The organism is Pseudomonas sp. DR208, from assembly GCF_019823005.1.
GTDB classification, from domain to species: Bacteria; Pseudomonadota; Gammaproteobacteria; order Pseudomonadales; family Pseudomonadaceae; genus Aquipseudomonas; species Aquipseudomonas extremorientalis.
Genome location: NZ_CP081944.1, coordinates 110,358 through 135,385, shown reverse-complemented (window position 1 = coordinate 135,385; position 25,028 = coordinate 110,358). Strand labels below are relative to the sequence as shown.

20 protein-coding genes are annotated in these 25,028 nt (G+C 61.8%); 7 read left to right on the top strand and 13 right to left on the bottom strand.

The window, feature by feature from the left end:
* Positions 1-3 precede the first annotated feature (3 nt).
* Complete coding sequence (oadA, locus tag K5K89_RS00600; protein WP_058424313.1) at positions 4-1,812, top strand: sodium-extruding oxaloacetate decarboxylase subunit alpha; 1,809 nt, start codon at positions 4-6, stop codon at positions 1,810-1,812.
* A 74-nt stretch (positions 1,813-1,886) separates the two neighbouring features.
* Here the strand turns inward: oadA and K5K89_RS00595 are convergent, their stop codons facing one another.
* The 3 genes from K5K89_RS00595 to K5K89_RS00585 all read right to left on the bottom strand — a co-directional run bounded on the left by K5K89_RS00595 (position 1,887) and on the right by K5K89_RS00585 (position 4,936).
* Positions 1,887-3,179: an autotransporter domain-containing protein gene (locus K5K89_RS00595; RefSeq protein WP_222540674.1), complete on the bottom strand. Its 1,293-nt coding sequence runs from the start codon at positions 3,177-3,179 to the stop codon at positions 1,887-1,889.
* 117 nt (positions 3,180-3,296) lie between these two features.
* Positions 3,297-4,067, bottom strand: a complete 771-nt coding sequence (locus tag K5K89_RS00590) for an amino acid ABC transporter permease (RefSeq protein ID WP_083351516.1) — start codon at positions 4,065-4,067, stop codon at positions 3,297-3,299.
* A gap of 47 nt (positions 4,068-4,114) precedes the next feature.
* Positions 4,115-4,936: an ABC transporter substrate-binding protein gene (locus tag K5K89_RS00585; protein ID WP_071490841.1), complete on the bottom strand. Its 822-nt coding sequence runs from the start codon at positions 4,934-4,936 to the stop codon at positions 4,115-4,117.
* 113 nt (positions 4,937-5,049) lie between these two features.
* Here K5K89_RS00585 and K5K89_RS00580 point away from each other — a divergent pair, with 113 nt between their 5' ends.
* Complete coding sequence (locus tag K5K89_RS00580) at positions 5,050-5,949, top strand: homocysteine S-methyltransferase family protein (RefSeq protein ID WP_222540673.1); 900 nt, start codon at positions 5,050-5,052, stop codon at positions 5,947-5,949.
* 3 nt (positions 5,950-5,952) lie between these two features.
* Here K5K89_RS00580 and K5K89_RS00575 read toward each other — a convergent pair whose 3' ends face one another.
* Genes K5K89_RS00575 through K5K89_RS00565 form a run of 3 tightly spaced genes read right to left on the bottom strand, consistent with a single transcriptional unit; the run spans position 5,953 to position 7,728 of the window.
* The gene (locus K5K89_RS00575; protein ID WP_071490839.1) at positions 5,953-6,633 is read right to left on the bottom strand and encodes a GNAT family N-acetyltransferase; all 681 of its coding nucleotides are present in this window, start codon (positions 6,631-6,633) and stop codon (positions 5,953-5,955) included.
* Between the two features lie 10 nt (positions 6,634-6,643).
* Positions 6,644-7,090 carry a GNAT family N-acetyltransferase gene (locus tag K5K89_RS00570; RefSeq protein WP_071490838.1) on the bottom strand — a complete coding sequence of 149 codons (447 nt, stop codon included), beginning with the start codon at positions 7,088-7,090 and terminating at the stop codon, positions 6,644-6,646.
* Positions 7,087-7,728, bottom strand: coding sequence for an FMN-binding negative transcriptional regulator (locus K5K89_RS00565; protein WP_222540672.1), 642 nt, complete (start codon positions 7,726-7,728; stop codon positions 7,087-7,089). Before K5K89_RS00565 ends, K5K89_RS00570 begins: the two co-directional genes overlap by 4 nt.
* Before the next feature lie 87 nt (positions 7,729-7,815).
* Between K5K89_RS00565 and K5K89_RS00560 the strand changes: the two genes are divergently transcribed.
* A complete protein-coding gene (locus tag K5K89_RS00560) occupies positions 7,816-9,360 on the top strand; it encodes a PLP-dependent aminotransferase family protein (protein ID WP_222540671.1) in 1,545 nt (514 codons plus the stop codon).
* A gap of 65 nt (positions 9,361-9,425) precedes the next feature.
* On the opposite strand, the gene K5K89_RS00555 is transcribed toward K5K89_RS00560, so the two are convergent.
* The 7 genes from K5K89_RS00555 to aspA all read right to left on the bottom strand — a co-directional run bounded on the left by K5K89_RS00555 (position 9,426) and on the right by aspA (position 21,731).
* On the bottom strand, positions 9,426-14,018 hold the full coding sequence (locus K5K89_RS00555) for a dermonecrotic toxin domain-containing protein (protein ID WP_222540670.1): 4,593 nt from the start codon (positions 14,016-14,018) through the stop codon (positions 9,426-9,428).
* A gap of 103 nt (positions 14,019-14,121) precedes the next feature.
* A complete protein-coding gene (locus K5K89_RS00550; RefSeq protein ID WP_071490834.1) occupies positions 14,122-15,213 on the bottom strand; it encodes a polyamine ABC transporter substrate-binding protein in 1,092 nt (363 codons plus the stop codon).
* Positions 15,210-16,244: a histone deacetylase family protein gene (locus K5K89_RS00545; RefSeq protein WP_222540669.1), complete on the bottom strand. Its 1,035-nt coding sequence runs from the start codon at positions 16,242-16,244 to the stop codon at positions 15,210-15,212. Before K5K89_RS00545 ends, K5K89_RS00550 begins: the two co-directional genes overlap by 4 nt.
* A gap of 131 nt (positions 16,245-16,375) precedes the next feature.
* Entirely contained in the window at positions 16,376-17,368 is a 993-nt protein-coding gene (locus K5K89_RS00540) for an AraC family transcriptional regulator (protein WP_071490832.1), read from the bottom strand.
* 51 nt (positions 17,369-17,419) lie between these two features.
* Positions 17,420-18,397, bottom strand: a complete 978-nt coding sequence (locus tag K5K89_RS00535; protein WP_071490831.1) for an asparaginase — start codon at positions 18,395-18,397, stop codon at positions 17,420-17,422.
* A gap of 77 nt (positions 18,398-18,474) precedes the next feature.
* Complete coding sequence (locus tag K5K89_RS00530; protein WP_071490830.1) at positions 18,475-19,926, bottom strand: alanine/glycine:cation symporter family protein; 1,452 nt, start codon at positions 19,924-19,926, stop codon at positions 18,475-18,477.
* Positions 19,927-20,306: 380 nt separating this feature from the next.
* Positions 20,307-21,731, bottom strand: coding sequence for an aspartate ammonia-lyase (aspA, locus tag K5K89_RS00525; RefSeq protein ID WP_071490829.1), 1,425 nt, complete (start codon positions 21,729-21,731; stop codon positions 20,307-20,309).
* A 182-nt stretch (positions 21,732-21,913) separates the two neighbouring features.
* Here aspA and K5K89_RS00520 point away from each other — a divergent pair, with 182 nt between their 5' ends.
* The 4 genes from K5K89_RS00520 (at position 21,914) to K5K89_RS00505 (ending at position 25,002) form a co-directional block, all read left to right on the top strand.
* Complete coding sequence (locus tag K5K89_RS00520; protein WP_071490828.1) at positions 21,914-22,822, top strand: LysR substrate-binding domain-containing protein; 909 nt, start codon at positions 21,914-21,916, stop codon at positions 22,820-22,822.
* Positions 22,823-23,061: 239 nt separating this feature from the next.
* Positions 23,062-23,553 carry a 5-(carboxyamino)imidazole ribonucleotide mutase gene (purE, locus tag K5K89_RS00515; RefSeq protein ID WP_003176980.1) on the top strand — a complete coding sequence of 164 codons (492 nt, stop codon included), beginning with the start codon at positions 23,062-23,064 and terminating at the stop codon, positions 23,551-23,553.
* Between the two features lie 11 nt (positions 23,554-23,564).
* The gene (locus K5K89_RS00510) at positions 23,565-24,650 is read left to right on the top strand and encodes a 5-(carboxyamino)imidazole ribonucleotide synthase (RefSeq protein WP_222540668.1); all 1,086 of its coding nucleotides are present in this window, start codon (positions 23,565-23,567) and stop codon (positions 24,648-24,650) included.
* Positions 24,651-24,756: 106 nt separating this feature from the next.
* Entirely contained in the window at positions 24,757-25,002 is a 246-nt protein-coding gene (locus K5K89_RS00505) for a GlsB/YeaQ/YmgE family stress response membrane protein (protein ID WP_058424295.1), read from the top strand.
* Positions 25,003-25,028: the final 26 nt, after the last annotated feature.

The window sequence follows — 25,028 nt, the reverse complement described above, 5'->3', positions numbered from 1 at the left end:
ACAATGTCCAAGAAAATCTTTGTCACCGACACCATCCTGCGCGACGCCCACCAATCGTTGCTGGCGACCCGCATGCGCACCGACGACATGCTGCCGATCTGCGACAAGCTCGACAAAGTCGGCTACTGGTCCCTGGAAGTCTGGGGCGGCGCGACCTTCGACGCCTGCGTGCGCTTCCTCAAGGAAGACCCGTGGGAGCGCCTGCGCAAACTGCGCGCCGCATTGCCCAACACCCGCCTGCAAATGCTGCTGCGCGGCCAGAACCTGCTGGGCTACCGCCACTACAGCGACGACGTGGTCAAAGCCTTCGTCGCCAAGGCCGCCGTAAATGGCATCGACGTATTCCGCATTTTCGACGCCATGAACGACGTGCGTAACCTGCGCGTGGCCATCGAAGCGGTGAAGGCCGCCGGCAAGCATGCCCAGGGCACCATCGCCTACACCACCAGCCCGGTGCACACCGTCGAAGCCTTCGTGGCCCAGGCCAAGCAACTGGAATCCATGGGGTGCGACTCCATCGCGATCAAGGACATGGCTGGTCTGTTGACCCCATATGCCACGGGTGAGCTGGTCAAGGCGTTGAAGGCCGAGCAGAGCCTGCCGATCTTTATCCACTCGCATGACACTGCTGGTTTGGCCGCGATGTGCCAACTCAAGGCGATTGAAAACGGTGCGGACCATATCGACACCGCCATCTCCAGCTTCGCCTGGGGCACCAGCCACCCGGGCACCGAGTCGATGGTCGCCGCTCTTAAAGGCAGCGAGTTCGACACCGGCCTGAGCCTGGAACTGCTGCAAGAGATCGGCCTGTACTTCTACGCCGTGCGCAAGAAATACCACCAGTTCGAAAGCGAATTCACCGCTGTCGACACCCGTGTGCAAGTCAACCAGGTGCCGGGCGGGATGATTTCCAACCTGGCCAACCAGTTGAAAGAGCAGGGCGCCCTCAACCGCATGAGCGAAGTGCTGGCCGAGATCCCGCGCGTGCGTGAAGACCTCGGCTTCCCGCCGCTGGTCACCCCGACCTCGCAGATCGTCGGCACCCAGGCGTTCTTCAACGTGCTGGCTGGCGAGCGCTACAAGACCATCACCAACGAAGTGAAGCTCTACCTGCAAGGCGGCTACGGCAAGGCGCCGGGCACCGTGAACGAGAAACTGCGGCGCCAGGCCATCGGCAGCGAAGAGGTGATTGACGTACGCCCGGCCGACCTGCTCAAGCCGGAAATGACCAAGCTGCGTGGTGAGATCGGCGCGTTGGCCAAGTCCGAAGAAGACGTGCTGACCTACGCGATGTTCCCGGACATCGGGCGCAAGTTCCTCGAAGAACGCGACGCAGGCACCCTGGCGCCGGAAGTGCTGCTGCCGATCCCGGAAGCGGGCGGCGTGGCGCGTGCCGGTGGCGAAGGCGTCCCGACTGAGTTCGTCATCGACGTGCACGGTGAAAGCTATCGCGTGGACATTACTGGTGTCGGCGTCAAGGCCGAGGGCAAGCGCCACTTTTACCTGTCCATCGATGGCATGCCGGAAGAAGTGGTGTTCGAGCCGCTCAACGAGTTCGTCAGCGGTGGCAGCAGCAACCGCAAGCATGCTACCGCGCCGGGCCATGTCAGCACGGCGATGCCGGGCAATATCGTCGACGTGCTGGTCAAGGAAGGCGATGTGGTCAAAGCTGGCCAGGCCGTGCTGATTACCGAAGCCATGAAGATGGAAACCGAAGTACAGGCCGCGATTGCCGGCAAGGTGACCGCCGTTCATGTGGCCAAAGGCGACCGGGTCAACCCTGGCGAAATCCTGATTGAAATCGAAGGCTGAAAACAGCCTTCGACACTACCGCTTAATCCTCGGGGGGGCAGGTGCCCCCTTTTTTTTGCCTGAAATTTGGTGGGTCAGAAGCTCATCTTCCATTGTCCCATCAGGCCTTGGTTACGGCTGTTGGTACCGGCCTGGGCGCTGTAGGTCAAGCCGACGGTGTGTTGTGTCGACAGGGCCAGGTCCAGCCCGGCTTGCAGATCCAGGCTATTGCGATCCAGCGAAGTGCCCTGGACCGTGAAGCCGTCAACCCGCCCTGGCAATGCGCGGTAGGACTGGCGCACCTGGCTGTCGACCTCGCCGTAGAGGTGTTTCCAGCCGGTGCTGAGATGAGGTGTGAGGCTGACCTGGTTATCGAATCGATACACCGTTGCCAGGCGAAGGCCCACGGTGCTGCTCAGGTTCTGCTGGGTTTGTGCGCCAACGTTCAGCGCGCTCAGGCCACCGGTTTCCTTGAAGCCGTCACGGTGGTAGCGCTGGAAGCCGAGGCCGGCGAAGGGCTCCACGCTGAGATCCGCGCTGCCCAGTTGATAGCCCAGTTCGGAAAACAGGGTCTGGCTCTGGGCGTTGTATTGGCCCCTGAGTTGCTCCTTGTAATCCAGCAGGTTGACGTTACGTTTGTTCTGCCCCGCATGGTCGCTGTAGATCGCGCCCAGGCGCAGGGCCAACGGGCCGTCCTGGCGCACGGCATAACCACCCAGGTGCCAACTGTCCAACTCGGAGGCGAAGCGTGGGGTGTCGAAATGACTGGTGGATTTTGCGCCCATGATACCCACGCGCCAGGCGTGATCCAGCGCCCAGTCGGCGCCCAACAGCAGGCCTTCGGTGCTGTATTTCAAGCCGGCGCTCCCGCCTTGTGTGTCGAGGCGGCCGTCGTGGCCCAGGCCTTGAACCCAGAAGTGTCCCTCGTCGTCGGCGGGCAGTGTGCGTAGGTTCGAGAGCAATTGGCTGCCGATGTGTTGTGTGGTGTTTTGCGTTGCACCCGCGAGGTTGGCGTTCTGGCTGCCAGCCAATTGCTCAAGGCTGGCACCGATTCCGCCAGGCTGTTTCTCCAGCGCGTCACCGAATTTATCCAGGGCTTTGATTTGTTCGGAAGTCAGCTCTCCGGACTTCAGCAAACGAATCAATGCGGGCTCCAGCACTTTTGCCACTTGCAAGCCATTGTGCGAGGTGGCCTTGCGGGTGAGATAACCGTCCAGGGGCAGCGCTTTGGGTTCGGGTGTGTAGAACCAGTCGGCATCCAGCGCATCGTAGGGCTGATACCAGTACGGCGTGTATTCGATATCGCCTTGCGCCTGTGCGGATTGAAGGCTGGTGGCGCTGAGCGCAAGGGCAATGACAAGGGCAACTCTGTGCGGTGTAAAAGGCATGAAATCCCAACCTCTGATGAATGAGGCCGGGAATTTAGCGAGATGGTGGGGTGATAACTGTCAGGCCATCGACTCCTGGTTTGCGGGAGTTGTCTTTACTGGCGGGAGATTAAGAACTTACCCCTTGCGCGCATACCCCTTGCCGTAGTGCCGCTCCATTTGCGCCTGGATCAACTCAAGCCCCAGGGACATCACCCAGTAGATGATCGCCGCCGTGGTGAGCATTTCGATATAGCGGTAGCTGGAGCGTCCGTAGGACTGCGCCAGAAACATCACTTCCCATACCCCCATCACTGAAATCAGCGACGAGTCCTTGAGCATGGAGATGAACTGGTTGGTGGCTGGCGGGATGATGGTGCGCATGGCCTGGGGCAGGGTGACGTGCCAGAAGATCGCGCTGTCGCGCATGCCCAGGGCCAGGGCAGCTTCCCGCTGGCCCTGGGGTACGCCGAGGATACCCGCACGGAAGATCTCACTCAGGTAGGCCCCATAGTTCAGCGAGAGCGCGATGATCCCGGCAACGATTGCACCAGGCACCACACCCAATTGCGGCAGGCCCAGGTAGATCAGCAGGATCTGGATCAGCAAGGGTGTGCCGCGAAAGAACGAAGCGTAGAAACTGGCGACGCCGAAAGCCACGGCGCTGTTCGACAGCCGCCCCAGCGCTGTGACAAAGCCCAGCAGCGACGAGGCCACCATCGAGCACAGGCACAGGAATACGGTGAGTGCCGCCCCTTGCAGGAAGCCGTTGGGGGCCAGGTGTACGCCGATCAGGTTGGGCAGTTTGTCGAGAATGATCGAGAACTTCAGGTCAAAGCTCAGGAAAAAGCTGGCGAACAGGCAGAACAACGTCGCCCAGGTCAAGTAAAGCCGAGTCCGGAATCCCATGAGGCGCCGTGTGTTCACCGGTGGCTTGGGAGGTGTGGGGAATGCAGTCATTGGCTGATATCGGCGCCGATCCATTTTTGCGACAGCTTGCTCAGGGTACCGTCCTGTTTCAGTTGGGCGAAGACCTCACGCACCTTGCTGTCCCACTGTGGGTCGCCTTTTTCGATGGCCACCGAGTTGGGTTCGGCATACAGCGCATCGCCGGCGAGCTTGAAGCGCTTGTCCTGGTCCAGGCGCGGTTGGGCAGTGACCAGATTGGTGAGGATCGCATCCAGGCGCACGCCGGCGCCCAGGCCCAGGTCCTGGAACGCTACGTTGTCGGTGTCGTATGGAGCGATCTGCACGTTGTCGAAAGGGTACTGCAGGTGGGTATCTTCGGCGCCTTCGATCACCAGATTCTTGTTCAGATAGCTTTCATAGCTGGAGGCGCTGGTGAGGCCGACTTTCTTGCCGCTCAGGTCCCTGGCGCCGTGAATACGGTCATCCTTGGCGTTGACCACAATCACGGCAGGCGATGCGTAGTATTGCACCGGGAAATCGAACACCTCGGCGCGGGCTTTGCTCGGCGTCATGGAGCAGATGCAGATGTCGTAGCGCCCGCTCCAGCGGCCTGCGGCGATTACGTCCCAGGAAGGTGTTTCCAGGCGCAGCTTCACCCCCAGTTTTTGCGCAACCGCCTTGGCGACATCCACGTCGAAACCGTCGAGTTGGTTCTGCTCGTTAAGAAACGAGAACGGCGGGTAGCTTTCCATCAACACGCCGACCAGTTCCTTTTTTTGCTCGACCCGGTCCAGTGTCGTGCCTGCGAAGGCTTGAGTCGACGTGGCCAACATCGTCAGGGCCAGAGCCAGCAGCGGTTTTAGTTTCACAATCGACACCTGAATAAAAAAGAGGTTGTTAATAACCGAATGCTGCGTATTAAATAGTTATAAGAACGGCTCTCATAGTGAGTTATTTTCATAAGCTTATGAGTAAAAGGCATATGGGTAAGGCACGCACAGTAATCCTTGATGGCGGCATGGGCCGTGAACTGCAACGCCGGGGCGCGCCGTTCCGGCAGCCGGAGTGGTCAGCACTGGCACTGAGTGAAGCACCGCAGGCGGTGGAAGCGGTACACGCGGCGTATATCCAGAGCGGTGCGACCGTCATCACCAGCAACAGCTATGCCGTGGTGCCGTTTCACATCGGAGAAGCGCGCTTTGCCGCAGAGGGCCAGGCGTTGGCCGCACTCGCCGGGGAATTGGCGCGCCGTGCCGTAGAGGCCTCGGGCAAAACCGTATTGGTCGCCGGTTCGCTGCCGCCGTTGTTTGGTTCGTACCGCCCTGACCTGTTCGAACCGCAGCGCGTGTCTGAATTGCTGACCCCACTGGTGCAAGGCCTGTCGCCCCATGTCGACCTGTGGCTGGCGGAAACCCAGAGTTCGATTGCGGAGGCACGTGCCATCCACGCCGGCCTGCCCAAGGACGGTAAGCCGTTCTGGCTGTCGTTTACCCTCAAGGATGAAGACACTGACGAGATTCCCCGCCTGCGTTCCGGCGAACCGGTGGCTGAAGCGGCAGAAGCGGCTGCGCAACTGGGCGCGCAAGTGCTGCTGTTCAATTGCAGCCAGCCCGAAGTGATCGGCGCGGCTATCGACGCGTCCTGCCAGACGTTCGAACGCCTCGGGGTGACGATCCAGGTCGGCGCCTATGCCAACGCGTTCCCGCCGCAACCCAAGGAGGCCACCGCCAATGATGGCCTGGACCCGCTGCGCGAGGATCTCGACCCGCCAGGCTACCTGCGCTGGGCTGCCGACTGGCAAGCACGGGGTGCCAGCCACCTGGGGGGGTGCTGCGGGATCGGGCCGGAGCACATTGCAGTGCTGGCCCGGCAGTTGGGCTAAGCCTCAGCGCGCCTGGCGGCGACAGTCCGCCAGGCCTTTCACCTGCCCTGAACCGGTCTGGTTAGCCTCCGACAGCCACTCCTCGAAACCGGCCTGGATTGCCGACCATTCTGCGTCGATGATCGAGTACCACGCGGTATCGCGGTTCCTGCCCTTGACCACCATGTGCTGGCGGAACACTCCTTCAAAGCTGAAGCCCAACCGCTCGGCCGCGTACTTGGAGCGGGCGTTGGCGTTGTTGCACTTCCATTCCAGGCGGCGGTAGCCCTGTTCGAACGCGTATTTGGCCAGCAAGTACACCGCTTCGGTGCTTTTCGGCGAACGCTGCATCGGCGCGCCGAAGGTGACATGGCCGATTTCGATGCGGCCCTGTGCGGGGACGATGGACATCAGGCTGAGAAGGCCCTGTACCTGGCCGGTCTGGCGGTCGACCACGCAGAAGAAGTACGGGTCGCTGTGGGACGCGTGGTTGTTGAGCCAGTCATTGAAGGCGCTGCGCTCTGGGAAGGGGCCGTATGGCAAGTAGTCCCACAGCTTGGGGTCGGCACCGGGGCCCTGGAGGGCCTGGAACAATTCGTCGCCATGGCGTGCAGGGTCGAGTTTTTCCAGGCGGATGAAGCGCCCTTCAAGCAGTGTGACGGTAGGGGCCGGTGCGCCTTTCCAGTCGGCGAGGGAAGTAGTCATGCTGCGCTCCTTAAAGACCTTTGCGAAATTGGATGAACCCAGGGCGTTCGGCGATGCGTTCGTAGAGTTGGATCGCGGTGGCATTGGTTTCGTGGGTCAGCCAGTGCACCTTGGCGCAGCCATCGGCCTTGGCGGTGGCGTAGACGAACTCGATCAGCTTGCGACCGACGCCGGTGCCACGTTGGGCCGGGTCCACCAGCAAGTCCTGAAGGTAGCAGGAATTCTCGATGCTCCAATTGGAGCGATGGTAGATGAAGTTCACCATGCCCACCGCCTTGCCGTCCTGCCAGGCCAGGGCCGAGTGGGTCGGTTCGCTGGCGTCGATCAAGCGTTGCCAGGTGCTTTGGCTGACCGCGTCCGGTAGTTCGGTTTCATAGAACTTCAAGTACGCCTGCCACAGCGGAAGCCAGGCAGCGTGGTCGGCGGCGGTGACCTGGCGGATATCGATCGGGCTCATTCTGGGGCTCCTTGGGGGGGAATAAAGCGGGCGAGGGTCTGGTCGCGCACATCGGCGCTGGTTGCCAGGCCAGCACGAACGCCGGCCATGTCGGCCGCGCTGCGGTTCTGGCTGAGTTTGCGTTTACCGATCAGGCGTTCGATCGGCAGGGCGAAGCCGACGATGGCCTTGAGCATGCCGTCGATGTAATCGGCCGGAGCGTCGCTGACCTTCCAGGGCTGGGCGCGGCCGCCTTCATGGCGATCGGTCAGCGCAGTGACCACCGCGAGCAAGCGCTCGGCATCGTTGAATACCTCGGCTTTGCCATAAGCGTGCACGGCGATGTAGTTCCAGGTAGGCACGACTTTGCCGTGCTCGGCCTTGGCCGGGTAGAACGCCGGGCTGATGTAGGCCTCGGCACCGGCAAAGATCACCAGCGCTTCGCTGCCGTTCTGCAGGTCTTTCCACTGCGGATTGGCTTTGGCCAGGTGCCCGTAAAGCATGCCGTTGGGGCCTTCATCCGGGTTGAGCAGCAAGGGCAAGTGACTGGCTTGCAGGCCTTGCTCGCCAAAGGTCACCAGCTGCGCCAGGCGGGTGTGCTGGATCAGTTGCTGCAGTTCGGGCAAATCGTCGAGGGCAAAGGCGCGGGGTGTGTACATGGAAAAATTCCTTGGCGAATGCCTGCATCCTAGGCAGGCTAATGGCTCGTTGAAAGAGCCATCTGGCACCCATTTCATAGGTCCAATATGTCGCCTGTCTCGCCGCCCCTGTCGTTCAACCCCGCTGGTATTGAACTGGATCGCCGCCAAGGCCTGACGCGCCAGCTGTATGACGCCCTGCGCCAGCGGGTGCTGGACGGTCGGTTGGTCAGCGGGACGCGTCTTCCCGCCACCCGTGACCTGGCGACGGCGTTGTCGATTTCCCGCAACAGCGTGGTACGCGCCTACGATCAGTTGTATGCGGAGGGGTTTATTGAAAGCCGGGTTGGCGATGGCACCTATGTCGCCCAATTGCCCACCGCCAAAAAACTATCCACAAAAGTATCCACAGGGTTTTCAACAGCCTTATCCCCAGACTTATCCACAAAATGGGCAGATTTGCCCGAAGTCCTGGACAGTGAAGTTACCCACAGCGTGGGCTTGGCACGGATCAAAACCAATCACCTGTCTCTGCCGCCAGCGGGGCCGCCACGGGCATTTCGCGTGGGTGTGCCAGCCTTCGATCTGTTCCCGTTCGAGGTCTGGGCCAAGCTGAACGGGGCCTTCTGGCGCAAGCCGGACCTGGAGCTGCTCTGCTACGGCGACCCCGCAGGCCACGGCCGCCTGCGGGGCCTGATTGCCGCCTACTTGCGCAGCTCACGAGGCATGCAGTGCACGGCTGAACAAATAGTGATCACCAGCGGCGCGCAGCAGGCAATCAGCCTTTGTGCACAGTTGCTCGTGGAGCCTGGGGACGGCGTGGCGGTGGAAAACCCCGGCTATCGCGCGGCCGGGCATGCGTTCGCCCTGGCGGGCGGGAAATTGCATGGCGTGCCGGTGGATGGCGAGGGTATTGATTGCCAAGTGCTCAATACCCTGGAGGATTGTCGGGTGGCTTACGTCACGCCTTCCCACCAGTATCCGCTGGGTGTGGTCATGAGCCTGGCGCGCCGCCTGGAACTGCTGGCCTGGGCCGAGCGAACGGGCGGTTGGATCATCGAGGACGACTACGACGGCGAGTACCGCTACAGCGGTGCACCGTTGTCGCCCCTGGCCGCGCTGGATCGCAGTGGGCGCGTGCTCTATGTCGGCACCTTCGGCAAGGTGGCTTTTCCGGCGTTGCGCCTGGGCTACCTGGTGTTGCCGCCGGCCCTGGTGGAGGCGTTCGCCCGGCGCCGTGCTGTCGACATGCGCCACTCCGAAGTCAGCACCCAGGCGGTAATGGCCGAGTTCATGGCTGCGGGGCATTTCCAGCGGCATATCCGGCGCATGCGCCGTGCTGCGTTGAGTCGGCGCAATGCTTTGTTGGCCGGCTGGCCAAAGGGGCTGGCGGGTGTGGGTGAGTTACCCCCTGTCAGCGCAGGGCTGCACCTGACCGTACGGGTCGCCAGCCTGGCTCGGGAACAGCGACTGCTTGCGCAGGCACGGGCCGTAGAGGTCGAGGTCAACGGTTTGAGCAGTTACTGGCTGGCACAGTCGAGCACGCCAGTGAACCAGCGCGCCGGCCTCGTGCTGGGATTTGCTGCGGTACCCGAGCACGCCATCGCCCTGGCATTGCAGCGCCTGCGCGCAGCGTGGCAGGTCGTTGACTAAGCGCGCACGGTAGTGACAGGAGGAGTGACCCGGACGGTAGATAAATAGAGGCAGAAGGCGTCGACTCAGGCCTCCTTCTTTTCGAAAAACAGTCGGTCGGCCTGCTTCAGGCTGATCTCGCTGAGGTAGTAGTCAATCCTTTGGGCTTCGCTCAGGCCTACGGTGGTGTCGGCGGCCAGTCCCTTGAGCTGCTCGGCCGGGGTTTTCAAACGTGCGGCGATGTAGTACTTGGCCGGTGTCCAGGAGGCGCTGTAGTGGAAGTGCGCATACCACAGCGGCTTGCCGGAGCTGCGTTCGACGATGCTGTACTCATCGAGGTAGTCGGGCCGGGGACTTTTGAGTTTGCGTCGGGTGATTGTCTTCTTGATCTTGATTTCATTGTGATTGAGCAGCCACTCGACATTCTCGATCGTTGGTGCCTGCGTCTTGTGCAGCCTGAGCAGGTGTTCGCGGCTGCGTCGGTATAGCTGAGCAATAGCCGTATCGAGCGCTTTGTTGACGGCACTGGCCGGTTGATTGACGTTTTCGGTGATGTTTCCTTGGGTCAAGGCCTGGTCGATGGCTTCGCTGGCGCGTTCCAGGCGCAAGGCTTGCTGGTGATAGAGGTTTTCGATGCCTAAGGTTGTGCGCTCCTCCTGGTTGGCCCGGACATCTGCCTGGCGCAGGAACTCAGGCAGCGTGTCCAGCAAGGCCTGGCCTTCGCGGACGGCGGCCTGAATATCGAGGGTAGCTGCCGGCTCTGTCGACGTCTGGACGCGCTCAACCCACACCCCCGGGGATTTCTGATGATAGGTGGCAATGATCTTTTGGGTGATCGGCGAGCGGATATCCACCAGGTCGGTTTGCTCCCCGGTGGGCGACAGGCGCGGTTCGCCGATGCGGATACCCTCGTAGCGCGTGCGGATGAATTGGCTGTTTGGCCGTGGTGGCAACGGTGGCGGGATAGGACGCAGCCTGAGGGCATCTCTTTCGACACTCAACAGCGCCAGGTTCTGTGTGGCCTCCCGGCTGAACGCCTTGAGCTGGTCGCGCAGACCCTGTATCCGAGTCGGTTGCGTATGCGCTGTATAGCGTTCGGCAAAGTCACTCAGGCGTTCCCCGATGACCTGGAACTGGCCGACCAGGCTGCCCAGTGTGCCGATACGTTCGTCGAGGCGCGACTCGCTGCGCTCTTTCAACGTATCGGTCAGGCATTGAATGGCGATATCGGCGGTGTCGACGATCGAGTCGATGGTTGACCAGGCCTCTGGGGCGGAGGCCAGCGTATCCTCCGCCAGGCACAGGTGGCGAGTGAGGGTGACCTGCAGGGCCGTGAGGTGTTCGCGGGGGTAATGCGGCAATGTGCTTTTAGTGTCGCGGATCAACGTGAAGCCTTCCTTGGACAGTTGCCTGAGTTCATCGAAGCGGGTGTTCATGTAGTCAAGGCGGTCGAGCATGTCCTGGGTCAGGTCGATCATCTGGCGCGCGTCGTCAAAGGGCCGTTGGCTCGTTGGGCTATGGAGTTGGTCCAGTACCTTGCGCATCATCGGGGCAAAGCGGGTGAGAGCCTCGCGGATGCCCGCGTAAGTGAATTCAATCTGCACCTTGACGTAGGAGATGGCTTTGGTGGCGTAGTCCGCTGACGGCGCGAAGACATTCAGCTGCTTGAGCTGTTGCAGCACGGTTTCGTAGTTGTCGCGTTGAGCGACCAAGGTCTGCAAGTAGTTTTGTCGGCGTGTCTCTGCGGTGTCGGCAGTGCCCTGAGTCATGGCCTCATAAGCTTTTTGCAGCTCGGCCTGGGCGTCTTTCTTGGTTTTTTCGAAGTCACTCAGTTGGCGACGCAGGCGTTGAGCACGCTCTTCGGCCAGGGCCTTGGCTATCCGTGTCTTCAATGTGGGTCCCCCACCACGCAGGCGCAGGCGTGTGTCGATAAACCAGTTACCTTGGCGATTGCTGACCAGCAAAGGGCCGAGGCGGGACAATTGTTTCGAGTCGACGATGATGACGTTGCCACTTTCATCAACGATCACTTGATACCAACGATTGCCCACGGGCGCATAGAGTTTGTCGGCGAGCTTATAGAGATGCTGGTTTGGGCCGCGTTCGCTGATCGGCGCGCCAAGGTTGCTGGGCTTTTCGACTTTGTAGCTGTCCAGGAGCGCGGCCAGGTGTGATCCACCACGATGGGTGGCGCCGCTGGTGTGCAACGGTTGTGAGCGATCCGAAGGGATCTCAGAAATTTTGACATCTGGGATCTTGCGAATCGTGGTCGCCGGTCTTTTTTCCGGCGCTGGCTTGATCGGGATGGGTTGCTGGGCGATGGGCCGCGATGGTTTGGATTGTCGGGTCACGCTGTGCAGCGTGACGGCCATGCCCAGGTTGAGCAGCAGGTCAGTGATGGCGCCCCAGCGTGAGCGGTGTTGTGGGTCTTCTTCGGCGTCGACCACTTCTTGCAGTTGGTCCATTATTTGCCAGATCCATGCCGCCACCCCGGCCGTGCGCCCGAGGAACGGCAAGGCTGCGTTGAATATCAGCCAGCCGGTGCGCTCCAAGGTAGCCCAGCGCGCATCCGCGTTGGAGACCGACTGACGATCGGCCAATGTCACCAGTGCATTGGCGTTGGCCTTGAACAGGGTGGCGAGCCTATCGCCATTGAGGGTTTCCTCGCCCAGCAGCAGCGGGCCGCTCAGGCTCAGCACTTTGGCCGGTTCTACCAGGAAATCCACCACCGACCAGGGCGACGGTAAGGTGCCTGGAAACACATACCGGCTGTAATCCGTGCGCACGCTATCCGGCAACCAGGCGAGCACCGATTCGCGCAGGCTCGGGGATTGCTGGATCGCGTAGATCAGATTGGCGGGAGATGGGTATTGGCTCAGGGGCTCGTCGAGCAGTGGACGGTAAAGTAAGCAGGGCCCGGCATGCAGATCGGCGGGACCGATCACAAACATGTTCGCGACGGTGTTCGGTTTGCCGTTGCCGTTTTTCGTCAGAAAGGCCAACGGCCGTATGACGATAGTATTGCCCTCCACTGTGCGATCCGCTGCGTTGTCCTGCATCACGGCCGTCACATAACGGTATCCGCGTTCGTCGATGCCCCCTTTTTGATTGAGTTTGTAGTGCAGCGCCAACAGCGGTAGCTGAATGCGTAGATGGCTGGTGTAGAGCTTCTCACGTCGCGACGACTCTATCGGGTCATCCAGCAGTTTGCTTTTGATCAACGCCGGGTAGGCGCTGCCGATGTCGATGCGGGTAATCAGGGTTTCCAGGTAGCCGACGGTGAGCCACTCGGGAATTGTGCCGCCGTTGCTTCTGCGTAGGGTCTTGTTGCCCAACGGCAGGGCGATCAGGTTTTGCAGGGCCAGTTGCGCCAGGCTGAACGTGGTGGTCACGGTTTGTCCGGGCACCGTGAACGTACCCCAGATGACAGGGCTCTGGACCACGATGTCGATCTTGTCCAAGGCCAGATGCTTGGCGTCTTTGTGGTCTTTGCTCATCTGCGCTTTCAGCGCATCGAGTGCGTATTGCTCGATGGGGGCAATGCCGTCGTCGTAGGCGTGGCCCCCGTTCAGGCTATGCAGTGCTGCCAGGTCTTTGAGGTGGCGGCCATAGGCGTCCTGTTCCGGGCTGGAAGCCTCGCTGAGCCAATCGGGCAAGGCGTCCCTGAACCAGTCGAGGCCAGGGGAGCGCCGGGGCTGGCCATTGCCGGCAGGGGCCGTGACGGAGCCGGGCAGCTGTTGCGTCGTGTCCGTAAAGCGGATGGCGCCGATGGCGTCGATTTGAATGGAGATCAAGATGCAGGCTTGCTGGTCGAAAAAGTTGCCGTCGGGCTCGAACAGGCGCCAATCGATTTTCTTGCCCAGCGCACGGTCTGGCAGGTAATTCTCCAACGCGGCTCCCAAGGCCTCGATCGAGTTGAATTTTTCATAGCCGTGCCCTGGCGAATAGGTCAGCAGCACCTCTTGGCCGTTTTGTCTGCCGACCAGTACGGCGATCAGGCTGTCATTGAGGTGGGTGGCTTTGCCGTCGTCGTCGATCAGAAAAATGTCCACCAGACAGGCACGGGACGCATAGGGATCATTGCGTTTGCGGACATCCGGATCCGGGGCGGCATACAGGCTGCGCGCCATGACGCAATCCTCATGCGTCCAACCGTCCACCGTCTCGACATTCCAAAAGCTGCGAAGGGCGCTGGACAGTTGCTGCCAATGGGGCGCTGAACCGTTCTCGGACATGTTCCAGTATTCTGCCTGTTGCTCCTGGAAGCCTGTGATCATCACTGGCGCCAGCAAATTGATAATGTTGGCGATTTCTTCGATGCGTACCTGCAGGTGCACCGCTGGCTCAACGATTGGCAGCCGGGTGAGAAAGTGTTCCCCCTCGATATAGATCGTCGGTACGCCGAGTACGGCCTGTTTGGCCAGGACGTCGGCGAGTGCCTGGTACTGGGGAGGCTTGGCCACGACTTGATCACCGACGACGTCCCACACCGGCGTGCCAACCATCGTGCTATTGGGGTCTATATCCAATTGGGGGTAGCGCGCTTTGAGCTCACGTCGCAGCAAGGCGGCGGCCACCTCCCTAAACGCAGGGCCAGTGGACAACTGAGTGATCAGGGTGGCGGTGGAATAAAAGCGTGGCAGTAGTGGCGAATCTGAGGTGTCTGTGATTGAAGTCATGGGAGACCTGACAGGCTTGTGATGGGCATAGGCCGAGGCTCTGCCTCGGGTATGCCCATGCTAGAAAGCGCGCTGTCAGGAGGGCGGTGTTTATGTATGCGTCTCAGGTGCCGGACTTGATCTTGGTCCAGGCGCGGGTCCTGGCACGTTCGGCATCACGGCCCAGGGGTTTCAGGGTATAGAGCCCCGCCATCGCCGCCTCGGTGGGGTACAGGTTGGGGTTGTTGCGGATCGCCGGGTCGACCTGTTCGGTCGCATCCTTGTTCGGGTTGGGGTAGCCGACAAAATCGCTGATCGGCGCGATCACCTGGGGTTGCAGCAGGTAGTTGATAAAGGTGTAGGCGTCCTGTGGGTTCTGCGCGCCCTTGGGAATGGCGAGCATGTCGAACCAGATCGGCGCGCCCTCCTTGGGCAGGCGCATATCCACCACTACGCCGTTCCTGGCCTCCTTGGCGCGGTTGGCCGCCTGGGAGAAGCTGCCCGAATAACCCACGGCCACGCAGATGTCACCGTTGGCGATATCGGCCATGTACTTGGACGAATGGAAATAGGTGATGTACGGGCGGATCTTCATCAACAGCGCCTCGGCCTTGACGTAGTCCTTGGGGTTGCTGCTGTTGGGGTCCAGGCCCAGGTGCTGCAGGGCCAACGGCAGGATCTCCGAAGGCGAGTCGAGCAGGGCCACGCCGCATTGCTTGAGCTTGCTGATGTTCTCTTCCTTGAAAATCAGGTCCCAGCTGTCCACCGCAGCGTTGTCGCCGAGCGCAGCCTTGACCTTGGCCGGGTTGAAGCCGATCAGGATGGTGCCGTACATGTAGGGCACGGCGAATTTATTGCCGGGGTCATTGGCCTCGATCAGCTTCATCAGCTTGGGGTCGAGGTGGTTCCAGTTGGGCAATTGGCTGCGGTCCAGGGGCTGGAACACGCCGGCTTCGATCTGCTTGGCGAGGAACACGTTGGAGGGCACCACCACGTCATAGCCGGAGTTGCCGGTGAGCAGCTTGGCCTCCAGTGCTTCGTTGGTGTCGAAGATGTCGTAGACCAGCTTGATCTTCGGGTTCTGCGCCTTGAAATCCTCCAGTGCCTTGGGCGTGATGTAGTCGAACCAGTTATAGACTTTCAGGGTTTTTTCTTCGGCGTGTGCGGTGCTGCTCAGCACGGCGGCGCAGAGCACAAGCGACTTGAGCATATTCATTGGGCGGCCCCCTCAAAACCTTCGAGCACATTGACGGCGTTGATGCCGATTTCTTCCACCGCGTAACCGCCTTCCATCACGAACAGCGTCGGCTTGCCCAGGCGTGCGATGCGCGCGCCCATGGTCAGGTAGTCCGGGCTGTCGAGCTTGAACTGGGAGATCGGGTCATCCTTGAAGGTGTCCACGCCCAGCGAGACCACGAGGATGTCGGTGCCGTAGTGTTCGATCTCCCGGCAGGCCTGTTCCAGTGCTGCGCTCCAGGTGTCCCAGCCGGAGCCGGCGGGTAGCGGGTAGTTGAAGTTAAAGCCTTCGCCTGCGCCTTCGCCCCTCTCATCGGCATAGCCCAGGAAAAACGGAAACTCGGCCTCCGGGTGACCGTGGATCGAGGTAAACAGCACATCGCGGCGGTCGTAGAAAATCGACTGGGTGCCGTTGCCGTGGTGGTAGTCCACATCGAGGATCGCGACCTTGCGGTGGCCCTGGTCGAGAAACGCCTGGGCGGCAATCGCGGCGTTGTTCAGGTAGCAATAACCGCCCATCAAGTCGCTGGCGGCGTGATGGCCCGGTGGGCGGCACAACGCGAACGCACTGTGGGCGCCGCGCTGGATCGCCTGTTGTGCGGTGAGCGCCACTTGCGCCGCCGAGTAGGCCGCCTGCCAGGTCCCGGCGGTAATCGGCGCGCCGCCGTCGAAACTGTAATAGCCCAATTGGCCGTGCAGGCTGGTGGGCAGCACGCGGCGCAGGGTGCGCGCGGGCCAGGTGTAGGGCAGCAGATCGCCGTCCTCGCCGTATTCGGTCCAGCGCGCCCAGGCGCCTTTGAAGAAATCCAGGTAGTCGCGGTTGTGAATGCGCTGCAAAGGCGCCAGGCCAAAGTCGTATGGCGCCTGCACTGGCCCCAATTCGCGGTCCTTGACCCGCTGCAGCACATGGTCGGCCCGCGAGGGCATTTCGAAGCAGGGCATCAGTTGCCCGTCCATCAATTCGCAGCGGCCGTGGTGCAGGTGGTGATCGTCCGAGTAGATCGTCAGCATTCTTGTTCTCCGCAGGCTGGGTCGGTGCATGCAGTCTTGCGGTGGGCGCGGTTCAAGAGAACGGCAGGAGCGGCCAAAAGGGGATGAATATGGCCAAAGTGTCTGTCCGTAATTCGCCCCTCAATGGCGCATCATGCTCGAAATTGGCTCGGTGCTACGCCGCTCCAGCGCACAAATGCATGCCGGAAACTCGCTGTTTCGCTGAACCCCAAGGCCTCGGCAATCCGGTAGATCGGCCACTGGTCCTCCGCCAGCAGTTGCTTGGCGCGCTCGAAGCGCAACTCGTCCAACAGCTCCTGGTAGCTGCAACCCTGGTCGTGCAAATGCCGGCGCAGGGTGCGCGCCGAGCAGTTCATCTGCATGGCCAGGCCTTCCAGGCCCGGCGCGGCGTTGAGCTGCGCGGTGAGCAACTGGCGAATCCTGCCCAGCCAGGCCTGGCGCCCGGTGAACTCCAGGTTCTGCTTGCGGCAGCGCTCGGCCATGGCCTGGTGGGTGACGGCGTCTGCCAGCGGCAGTGGCTGTTCGAGCCAGTGCCGATCGAAGGCAAACGCGTTGGCGGTGGCCTGGAACTGCAACGGGCAAGGGAAGCTTTCGGTATAACGCGCGCAGTAGTCCGGGGCGTCGTACTCGAAGCGTGCGGCGAGCAGTGGCAGCGGCTGGCCCAGCAGGTCGTCGCAGATGACCTTCAGCGAGGCCAGGCACAATTCGACATTGAACATCTCAAGCGTCGGGTCTTCGCGATAATCACAGGCGGTGAACCAGACGCGCTGGCCATCTTCCTCCAGGCTCAGCTCGAAAAGTGTTCCCAACAGCGCCGGGTAGTGCAGCGCTAGGCGCAAGGCGTCACCAAAGGTGGCACTGGTGAGCAGGGCATAGCCGAGCATGCCATAGGCCGATACATGCATCTGCCGGCCCAGTTCCAGGCCGATATCCCGACGCCGCGCTACGGCATTGGCACACACGCGCATCTCCTGGTTGGTGGTGATGCGCGTGTCGGCGCGGCTCAAGTCCGCCGCGCAGATGCCGCTGCCAGCCAGCAGTTCCTGGGCCGGCAAGCCTTCGGCCTTGAAAGCGTTAAGCACCAGGGACACGGCGTTGAGAGTGGTCAGGTGGGAGTGCAGCATAGGGGGCTTCCAGCCAGGGGATGGCTGGAAGGGAAGCAAGTTACAGGCCGGTCAGCTCAGCTCGCCACACAGGTCGAGTTCCACCAGGCGACGAACCTCGGCGGTGTCGAGCCCTGCACCGAGCAGTGCATTGAGCTTGCCGAACACCGCTTCGCGGGTCATGCCGCCACCGGACAACACGCCGACGCCGCGCAAACGGCTGCCCGCTTCGTACACATCCAGCTCCACACCGCCTTCATGGCATTGGGTGATCGCCACCACCACAACGTCTTGATCGTGCGCGCGTTGGAGGCTGGCCAGGAACGCCGGGTTGTCGCTCGGCCCGGTGCCGCTGCCGAAGCATTCCAGCACCAACGCCTGAATGCCGCTGTCGATCAGTGCATCCAGTTGCCCGGCGGCAATACCCGGCACCAGCGGCAGCACACCGACGTTGGCCACGGCTTTGGGCTGACGGTAATGCAGGGCGGCCGGGATCATTTCGGCCTGGGCGACGCCGCCATTGCGCTGCAGGGCAGCAAACGGGTGGCGACCGAAACTGCGGATTTTCGCGCAGCGGGTCGGCGCCATCAGCGCACCGTGGAAGAACAACTGCACGCCCGGCGCCAGGCCTTCGCCCAGCGCCGCCAAGGCACCGCTGACGTTTTCCCAGGCATCGCTGTCGGGCACGCCGGCGGGTAGCATGGAGCCGGTGAACACCACCGGCGCCGGCAGGCCGAGCAGTTGGAAGCTCATGGCGGCGGCACTGTAGGCCAGCGTGTCAGTGCCGTGCAGGATCAGTACGGCGTCGCAGCCGGCGTCCACCGCCTCAACCACGGCGGCGTGCAGGCGCTGCCAGTAGACGGGGGTCATGTTGGCGCTGTCGATCAGCGGCGACATTTCCTGGAAGCGCCAGGCGGGCACTTGCGCGTCGGCAAGCTGTTCGCGCATACGCGCCTCAAAACCTGAAGCGGGCGCCAGGCCGTTGGCGCTGGCCTGCATGCCGATAGTGCCACCGGTGTAGAGCACCATCACGTTGTTAGCTGGGGACATCGAATTTTCTCCTGAACGAAAAACGCCGCCGGGCCCAGAGCATGCCCAAGGCCGGGCGGCGTGTCATCTCTCTACACTCAGCGTTGCGCTTGAGCGTTCAGTTCAGCGGTAGTTTGAGCGCTTGGCTCAGGCTTGACCGGGTTGGCTGGCCAGGCCTTGCGGTCCAGGTCCAGGTCAGGGAACTGGCTGGAATCGAATACCGGGGTCTTGATGCCTGCGGCGCGCTGGTTGTCGTAGTCGTTGAGGATGCGCATGGCGATCTTGAACAGGAACGCCAGGGCGAACAGGTTGACGAACGCGAGCAGGGTCATGGTGATGTCGGCGAAGGCGAACACGGTGCTCAGGTTCTCGATGGAACCCCAGAAAATCAGCACCAGCACCAGGGCGCGGTAGCCCATCAGCACCTTGCGGTTGTTGCCTACCAGGAAGCGCAGATTGCTCTCGCCCAGGTAGTAGTTGTACATGATCGAGGTGAACACGAACAACGCCAGGGCCACCGAGATGAACATGCGGCCCCAGTCGCCCACCACCGCCGCCAGGGAGTTCTGGGTCAGGGCAATGCCGTCGCCTTCGAAGCCCGGGGTGTAGAAGCCGGAGAGCAGGATCAGCAACGCGGTACAGGTGCAGATCACGAAGGTATCGAGGAACACGCTGAACGCCTGCACCACGCCCTGGGCGATCGGGTGTTCGACCGACGCCACCGCCGCCACGTTAGGCGCACTGCCCAGGCCGGCTTCGTTGGCGAACACACCGCGCTTCACACCCATGATGATCGCGCTGCCCACCAGGCCCCCGAAGGCCTGGTCGAGGCCGAAGGCGCTCTTGACGATGGTCGCGAGCATGGCCGGCACATGGTCGAATTGCAGCACGATTACATAGAGAGTCACGGCGATGTAGACCAGGGTCTTGACCGGCACCAGCAGGTCGGCAATCGAGGCGATGCGCTTGATCCCGCCGATGAACACCAGGCCCAGCAGTACCGCCAGCGCCAGGCCAGTGTAGGTGGTGTCCAGGCCAAAGGCGTTGTTCAGCGAGTGGGTCACGGCGTGGGCTTGCAGGCCGTTGAAAGCAAAACCGAAGGTCACCAGCAACAGGAACGCCATGACCATGCCCAGCCAGCGCTTTTGCAAACCGTGCTGGATGTAGTAGGCCGGGCCGCCACGGAAGGTGCCTTCCGCGTCGGTGCGCTTGTACAGCTGGCCGAGGGAGCACTCGATAAAGCTCGACGACATGCCCACCAGTGCGGTAACCCACATCCAGAACACGGCGCCCGGGCCACCCAGTGTCACGGCAATACCGACACCGGCAATGTTACCGGCACCCACGCGACCGGCCAGGCTGAGCATCAGCGCCTGGAAGGAGCTGAGCTGGTCGGAGCTGTTTTTCAGGCTGTCGCGAAACACCGAAAACATGTGGAAGAAGTGACGCAGTTGTACGAAACGCGAGCGAATCGTGAAATAACCGCCGAGCCCGACAATGAGCACGATCAGTACTTTCCCTGAGAGGAAGTCGTTGATGACTTCGAGCATGGAGTGTTCCTCGCTGATTTTTCTAATGGCAAACGCAGGACGGTTCGACGCTATCGCTCAGCACCAGGCAGTGCACGACGTTCGACCCCAATCCTTTTGCGGGTGTTGTTATTCATGCGGTTTCGCGCTGTACAGGACCTCGTAACCGACGATCTCTGACGCGAAGAGGGGCGGCACTATACCTAGGCGAACGTGATCCGTCTGCTCGGGGCGATTAAAGGTTTCAGCTGGGCGGTGGGCCTGCAGAGCGATATTGGCGTTTTTATAGGCTTCATTTCACAACCTCGGGGCAAAAAAAAGGGCCTGAAGAACGAGCCTTCAGGCCCTCAAAAGGTGAGAGGTGTCTAGTCCCTCAGCCTGGTGAGCGGTGCAACAAACGCTTAGGCCTTCAGCGGGACCAAGCGTGGAGCAATCATGTTTTCGGGGCGCAGGATGTCGTCGAGCATGGCGTCGTCGAGCAAGCCTTCTTCGCGCACCAGTTCCAGCACGCCACGGCCGCTTTCGAGGGCGATACGGGCGATGCGGGTGGCGTTTTCATAGCCGATGTACGGGTTCAGCGCGGTAACCAGGCCGATGGAGTGCTCCACCAGTTCGCGGCAGCGGGCTTCGTTGGCGGTGATGCCGACGATGCAGTGCTCGCGCAGCATGTCCATGGCACGTTGCAGCAGGCGGATCGAGTCGAAGATCTTGAAGGCGATCAGCGGCTCCATCACGTTCAGTTGCAGTTGGCCGCCTTCGGCCGCCATGGTCAGGGCCAGATCGTTACCGATGACCTGGAACGCCACCTGGTTCACGGCTTCCGGGATCACCGGGTTGACCTTGCCGGGCATGATCGAGCTGCCTGGCTGGCGGGCCGGCAGGTTGATCTCGTTGATGCCGGTGCGTGGGCCGCTGGACAGCAGGCGCAGGTCGTTGCAGATCTTCGACAGCTTCACCGCAGTACGCTTGAGCATGCCGGAGAACAGCACGAAGGCGCCCATGTCGGAGGTGGCTTCGATCAGGTCGGCAGCCGGCACGACCGGCTGGCCGCTGATTACCGCCAGGCGCTGTACGGCCAGGGCCTGGTAGCGCGGGTCGGCGTTGATGCCGGTACCGATGGCGGTGCCGCCCAGGTTTACTTCGGTCAGCAGCTCAGGCGCCAGGGTTTTCAGGCGTGCCAGGTCTTCACCCAGGGTGGTGGCGAAGGCGCGGAATTCCTGGCCGAGGGTCATCGGCACGGCGTCTTGCAACTGGGTGCGGCCCATTTTCAGTACGTGGCTGAATTCTTCGCCCTTGGCGGCGAAGGCCTGGATCAGGCTGTCGAGGCTGGCCAGCAGCGCGTCATGGCCCAGCAGCAGACCCAGGCGGATCGCGGTCGGGTAGGCGTCGTTGGTCGACTGCGCCATGTTCACGTCGTTGTTGGGGTGCAGGTACTGGTACTCGCCCTTCTTGTGGCCCATGGCCTCCAACGCGATGTTGGCGATGACTTCGTTGGCATTCATGTTGGTTGAAGTGCCGGCGCCGCCTTGAATCATGTCCACCACGAACTCTTCGTGGAAATCGCCGCGGATCAGACGGGCACAGGCTTCGCTGATGGCAGCGTGCTTGGCTTCGCTGAGCTGGCCCAACTCGCGGTTGGCGTCAGCCGCCGCTTGCTTGACCATCGCCAGACCGACCACCAATTTCGGGTAATGCGAAATCGGAACGCCCGAGAGGCGGAAGTTGTTCACCGCTCGCAGGGTCTGGATGCCGTAATACGCTTGAGCCGGTACTTCAAGTACGCCAAGCAGGTCTTTTTCGGTACGGAAAGATGCAGCGGAGGACATGACGGAAATCATCTCGATATGGACCCGGAACTGGCCGGAACGCTGCGAATGCTAGGCTTGTAGAACTTTTTGGGCCAATGCTGTTAAACACTGGCCTATGCACAAACGGCATAATGTGAGTGTGACCCGGTTATCATGGCGGGCGTGTGTGCCAAAATGGTGCGTACCCACGGGAGGCAGTAATGAACCTTGAGAGCAAATGGCTGGAAGACTTCAGCGCCTTGGCGGCGACCCGCAGTTTTTCCCAGGCGGCGGAGCGGCGCTTCGTCACCCAGCCGGCGTTCAGCCGACGCATCCGCAGCCTGGAGGCGGCCCTGGGTCTGACCCTGGTCAACCGCTCGCGCACGCCGGTGGAGCTGACGGCGGCGGGCCAGTTGTTCCTGGTCACTGCCCGCACGGTGGTCGAGCAGCTCGGTGAAGTGCTGCGCCATTTGCATCACCTGGAAGGCGGGCAGGGCGAGGTCATGCAAGTGGCTGCGGCGCACTCCCTGGCCCTGGGCTTCTTCCCGCGCTGGATCGCGCAACTGCGCAACGAAGGCTTGAACATCGCCACGCGGCTGGTGGCCACCAACGTCGGCGACGCTGTGCACGCCCTGCGTGAAGGCGGTTGTGACCTGATGCTGGCGTTCTACGATCCCGACGCCGCGATGCAAATGGATTCGGACATCTTCCCGTCACTGCATCTGGGCAACACCGAAATGCTCCCGGTGTGTGCCGCCGATGCCGACGGCAAACCGATGTTCGACCTGGAAGGCGACGGCAGCGTCCCGTTGCTGGCCTACAGCGCCGGCGCGTTTCTCGGTCGCTCGGTGAATTTGCTGCTGCGCCAGCGTGCGCTGCGCTTCACCACGGTGTACGAAACCGCCATGGCCGACAGCCTCAAGAGCATGGCCCTGGAAGGCCTGGGCATTGCCTGGGTGCCGCAGTTGAGCGTGCGTGCCGAGCTGGCGCGTGGTGAGCTGGTGGTCTGCGGTGGGCCGCAATGGCATGTGCCGCTGGAGATCCGCCTGTACCGCTGTGCCTTGGTACGCAAGGCGAATGTGCGGTTGTTGTGGCGCAAGCTCGAAGGCGGGGCGGCGCAGAATACGTGAGCTCCTCGCACAAGGTTTCGTGGTGCCTTGGACTGACTTAAAAGTCAATAAAACCGCCACTTTGCGCCGCTAGACAGATGGTCATCCCAGGGGCTGTTTATCTGGATTATTACGGTATACTGCGCGGCCTTCGGCCGGTCCAACCGGCCTTAATTCGTACACCAAGCCACGCCGGATTTCCCGCGTGGCTTGTTGTTTTTTGACGCGCCTGTGGGCGCCCAGAGAGAAGAGGCACGACGATGAGTGCATTGGTTGGCGTGATCATGGGCTCCAAGTCCGATTGGTCCACCCTTAGCCACACCGCCGATATGCTGGAAAAACTCGGCATTCCCTACGAAGTGAAAGTGGTCTCCGCCCACCGCACTCCGGATTTGCTGTTCCAGTATGCCGATGAAGCAGAATCCCGTGGCATCGAGGTGATCATCGCCGGTGCCGGCGGTGCAGCGCACCTGCCCGGCATGTGTGCGGCCAAGACCCACCTGCCGGTGCTCGGCGTGCCGGTGCAGTCGGCGATGCTCTCGGGCGTGGATTCGCTGTTGTCCATCGTGCAGATGCCGGCCGGTATCCCGGTGGCGACCCTGGCGATCGGCAAGGCCGGCGCGATCAACGCCGCCCTGCTGTCCGCCAGTATCCTGGGCGCCAAGCACCCGCAATTCCATGCGGTGCTGAAAAAATTCCGTGCTGAGCAGACAGACAGCGTGCTGGACAATCCAGACCCACGCATCGCCTGAGGTTGTTGACGATGAAAATCGGTGTAATCGGTGGCGGCCAACTGGGCCGCATGCTGGCCCTGGCGGGAACCCCGCTGGGGATGAACTTCGCTTTCCTGGACCCGGCGCCGGATGCCTGTGCGGCGGCCTTGGGTGAACACCTGCGCGCTGACTACAGCGACCCGGACCACCTGCGTCAACTGGCCGACGAAGTCGACCTGGTGACCTTCGAGTTCGAAAGCGTTCCGGCTGAAACCGTGGCGTTCCTGTCGCAATTCGTGCCGGTATACCCGAGCGCCGAAGCCCTGCGCATCGCCCGTGACCGCTGGTTCGAGAAAAGCATGTTCAAGGACCTGGGCATTCCGACCCCGGCCTTCGCCGATATCCAGTCCCAGGCGGACCTGGATGCCGCGGTCGCCAGCATCGGCCTGCCCGCCGTGCTGAAAACCCGCACCCTGGGTTACGACGGCAAGGGCCAGAAAGTCCTGCGCACCGCCGCCGATGTGGTCGGCACCTTCGCCGAGCTGGGCAGCGTCGCCTGCCTGTTGGAAGGCTTCGTGCCATTCACCGGTGAAGTCTCGCTGATCGCCGTGCGTGCCCGTGATGGCGAAACCCGCTTCTACCCATTGGTGCACAACACCCATGACAGCGGCATCCTCAAGCTGTCCGTGGCCAGCACCGACCACCCGTTGCAAGCGCTGGCCGAAGACTATTCCGGCCGTGTACTCAAGCAGCTGGATTACGTCGGCGTGATGGCGTTCGAGTTCTTTGAAGTCGACGGTGGCCTCAAGGCCAACGAAATCGCCCCGCGCGTGCACAACTCCGGGCACTGGACCACCGAAGGTGCCGAGTGCAGCCAGTTCGAAAACCATCTGCGGGCGGTGGCGGGCTTGCCGTTGGGTTCCACGGCCAAGGTCGGTGAGAGCGCCATGCTCAACTTCATTGGTGTGGTGCCGCCCGTGGAAAAAGTCATCGCCATCGACGACTGCCATCTGCATCACTATGGCAAGGCCTTCAAGGCCGGGCGCAAGGTCGGCCACGCCAACCTGCGCTGCAAGGACCGTGCGACGCTGCAAGCGCAGATCCTCAAGGTCGAAGCGTTGATCGCCGAGCAATAAGCCAGGGAGCGGCGGGAACCATTCGGCGACCGCCGTCCTCTGATTGCAGGATGCCAAAGCCTGACTAGGCTTTGGCATAGCTCACCTACATTCAGAGGGAAGTGCCATGGGTATCATCGGAACCATCTTTATCGGCTTGATCGTCGGCCTGCTCGCGCGTTTCCTGAAACCAGGCGACGACAGCATGGGCTGGATCATGACCATCCTGCTGGGCATCGCGGGTTCGTTGGTCGCCACTTACGGTGGCCAGGCCCTGGGCATCTACCAGGCAGGCCAGGGCGCTGGCTTCCTCGGCGCGCTGATTGGCGCCATCGTGCTGCTGGTGATCTACGGCCTGCTGAAAAAGAAATGATCTAAGCGACGAAGCCCTCTGCGCTG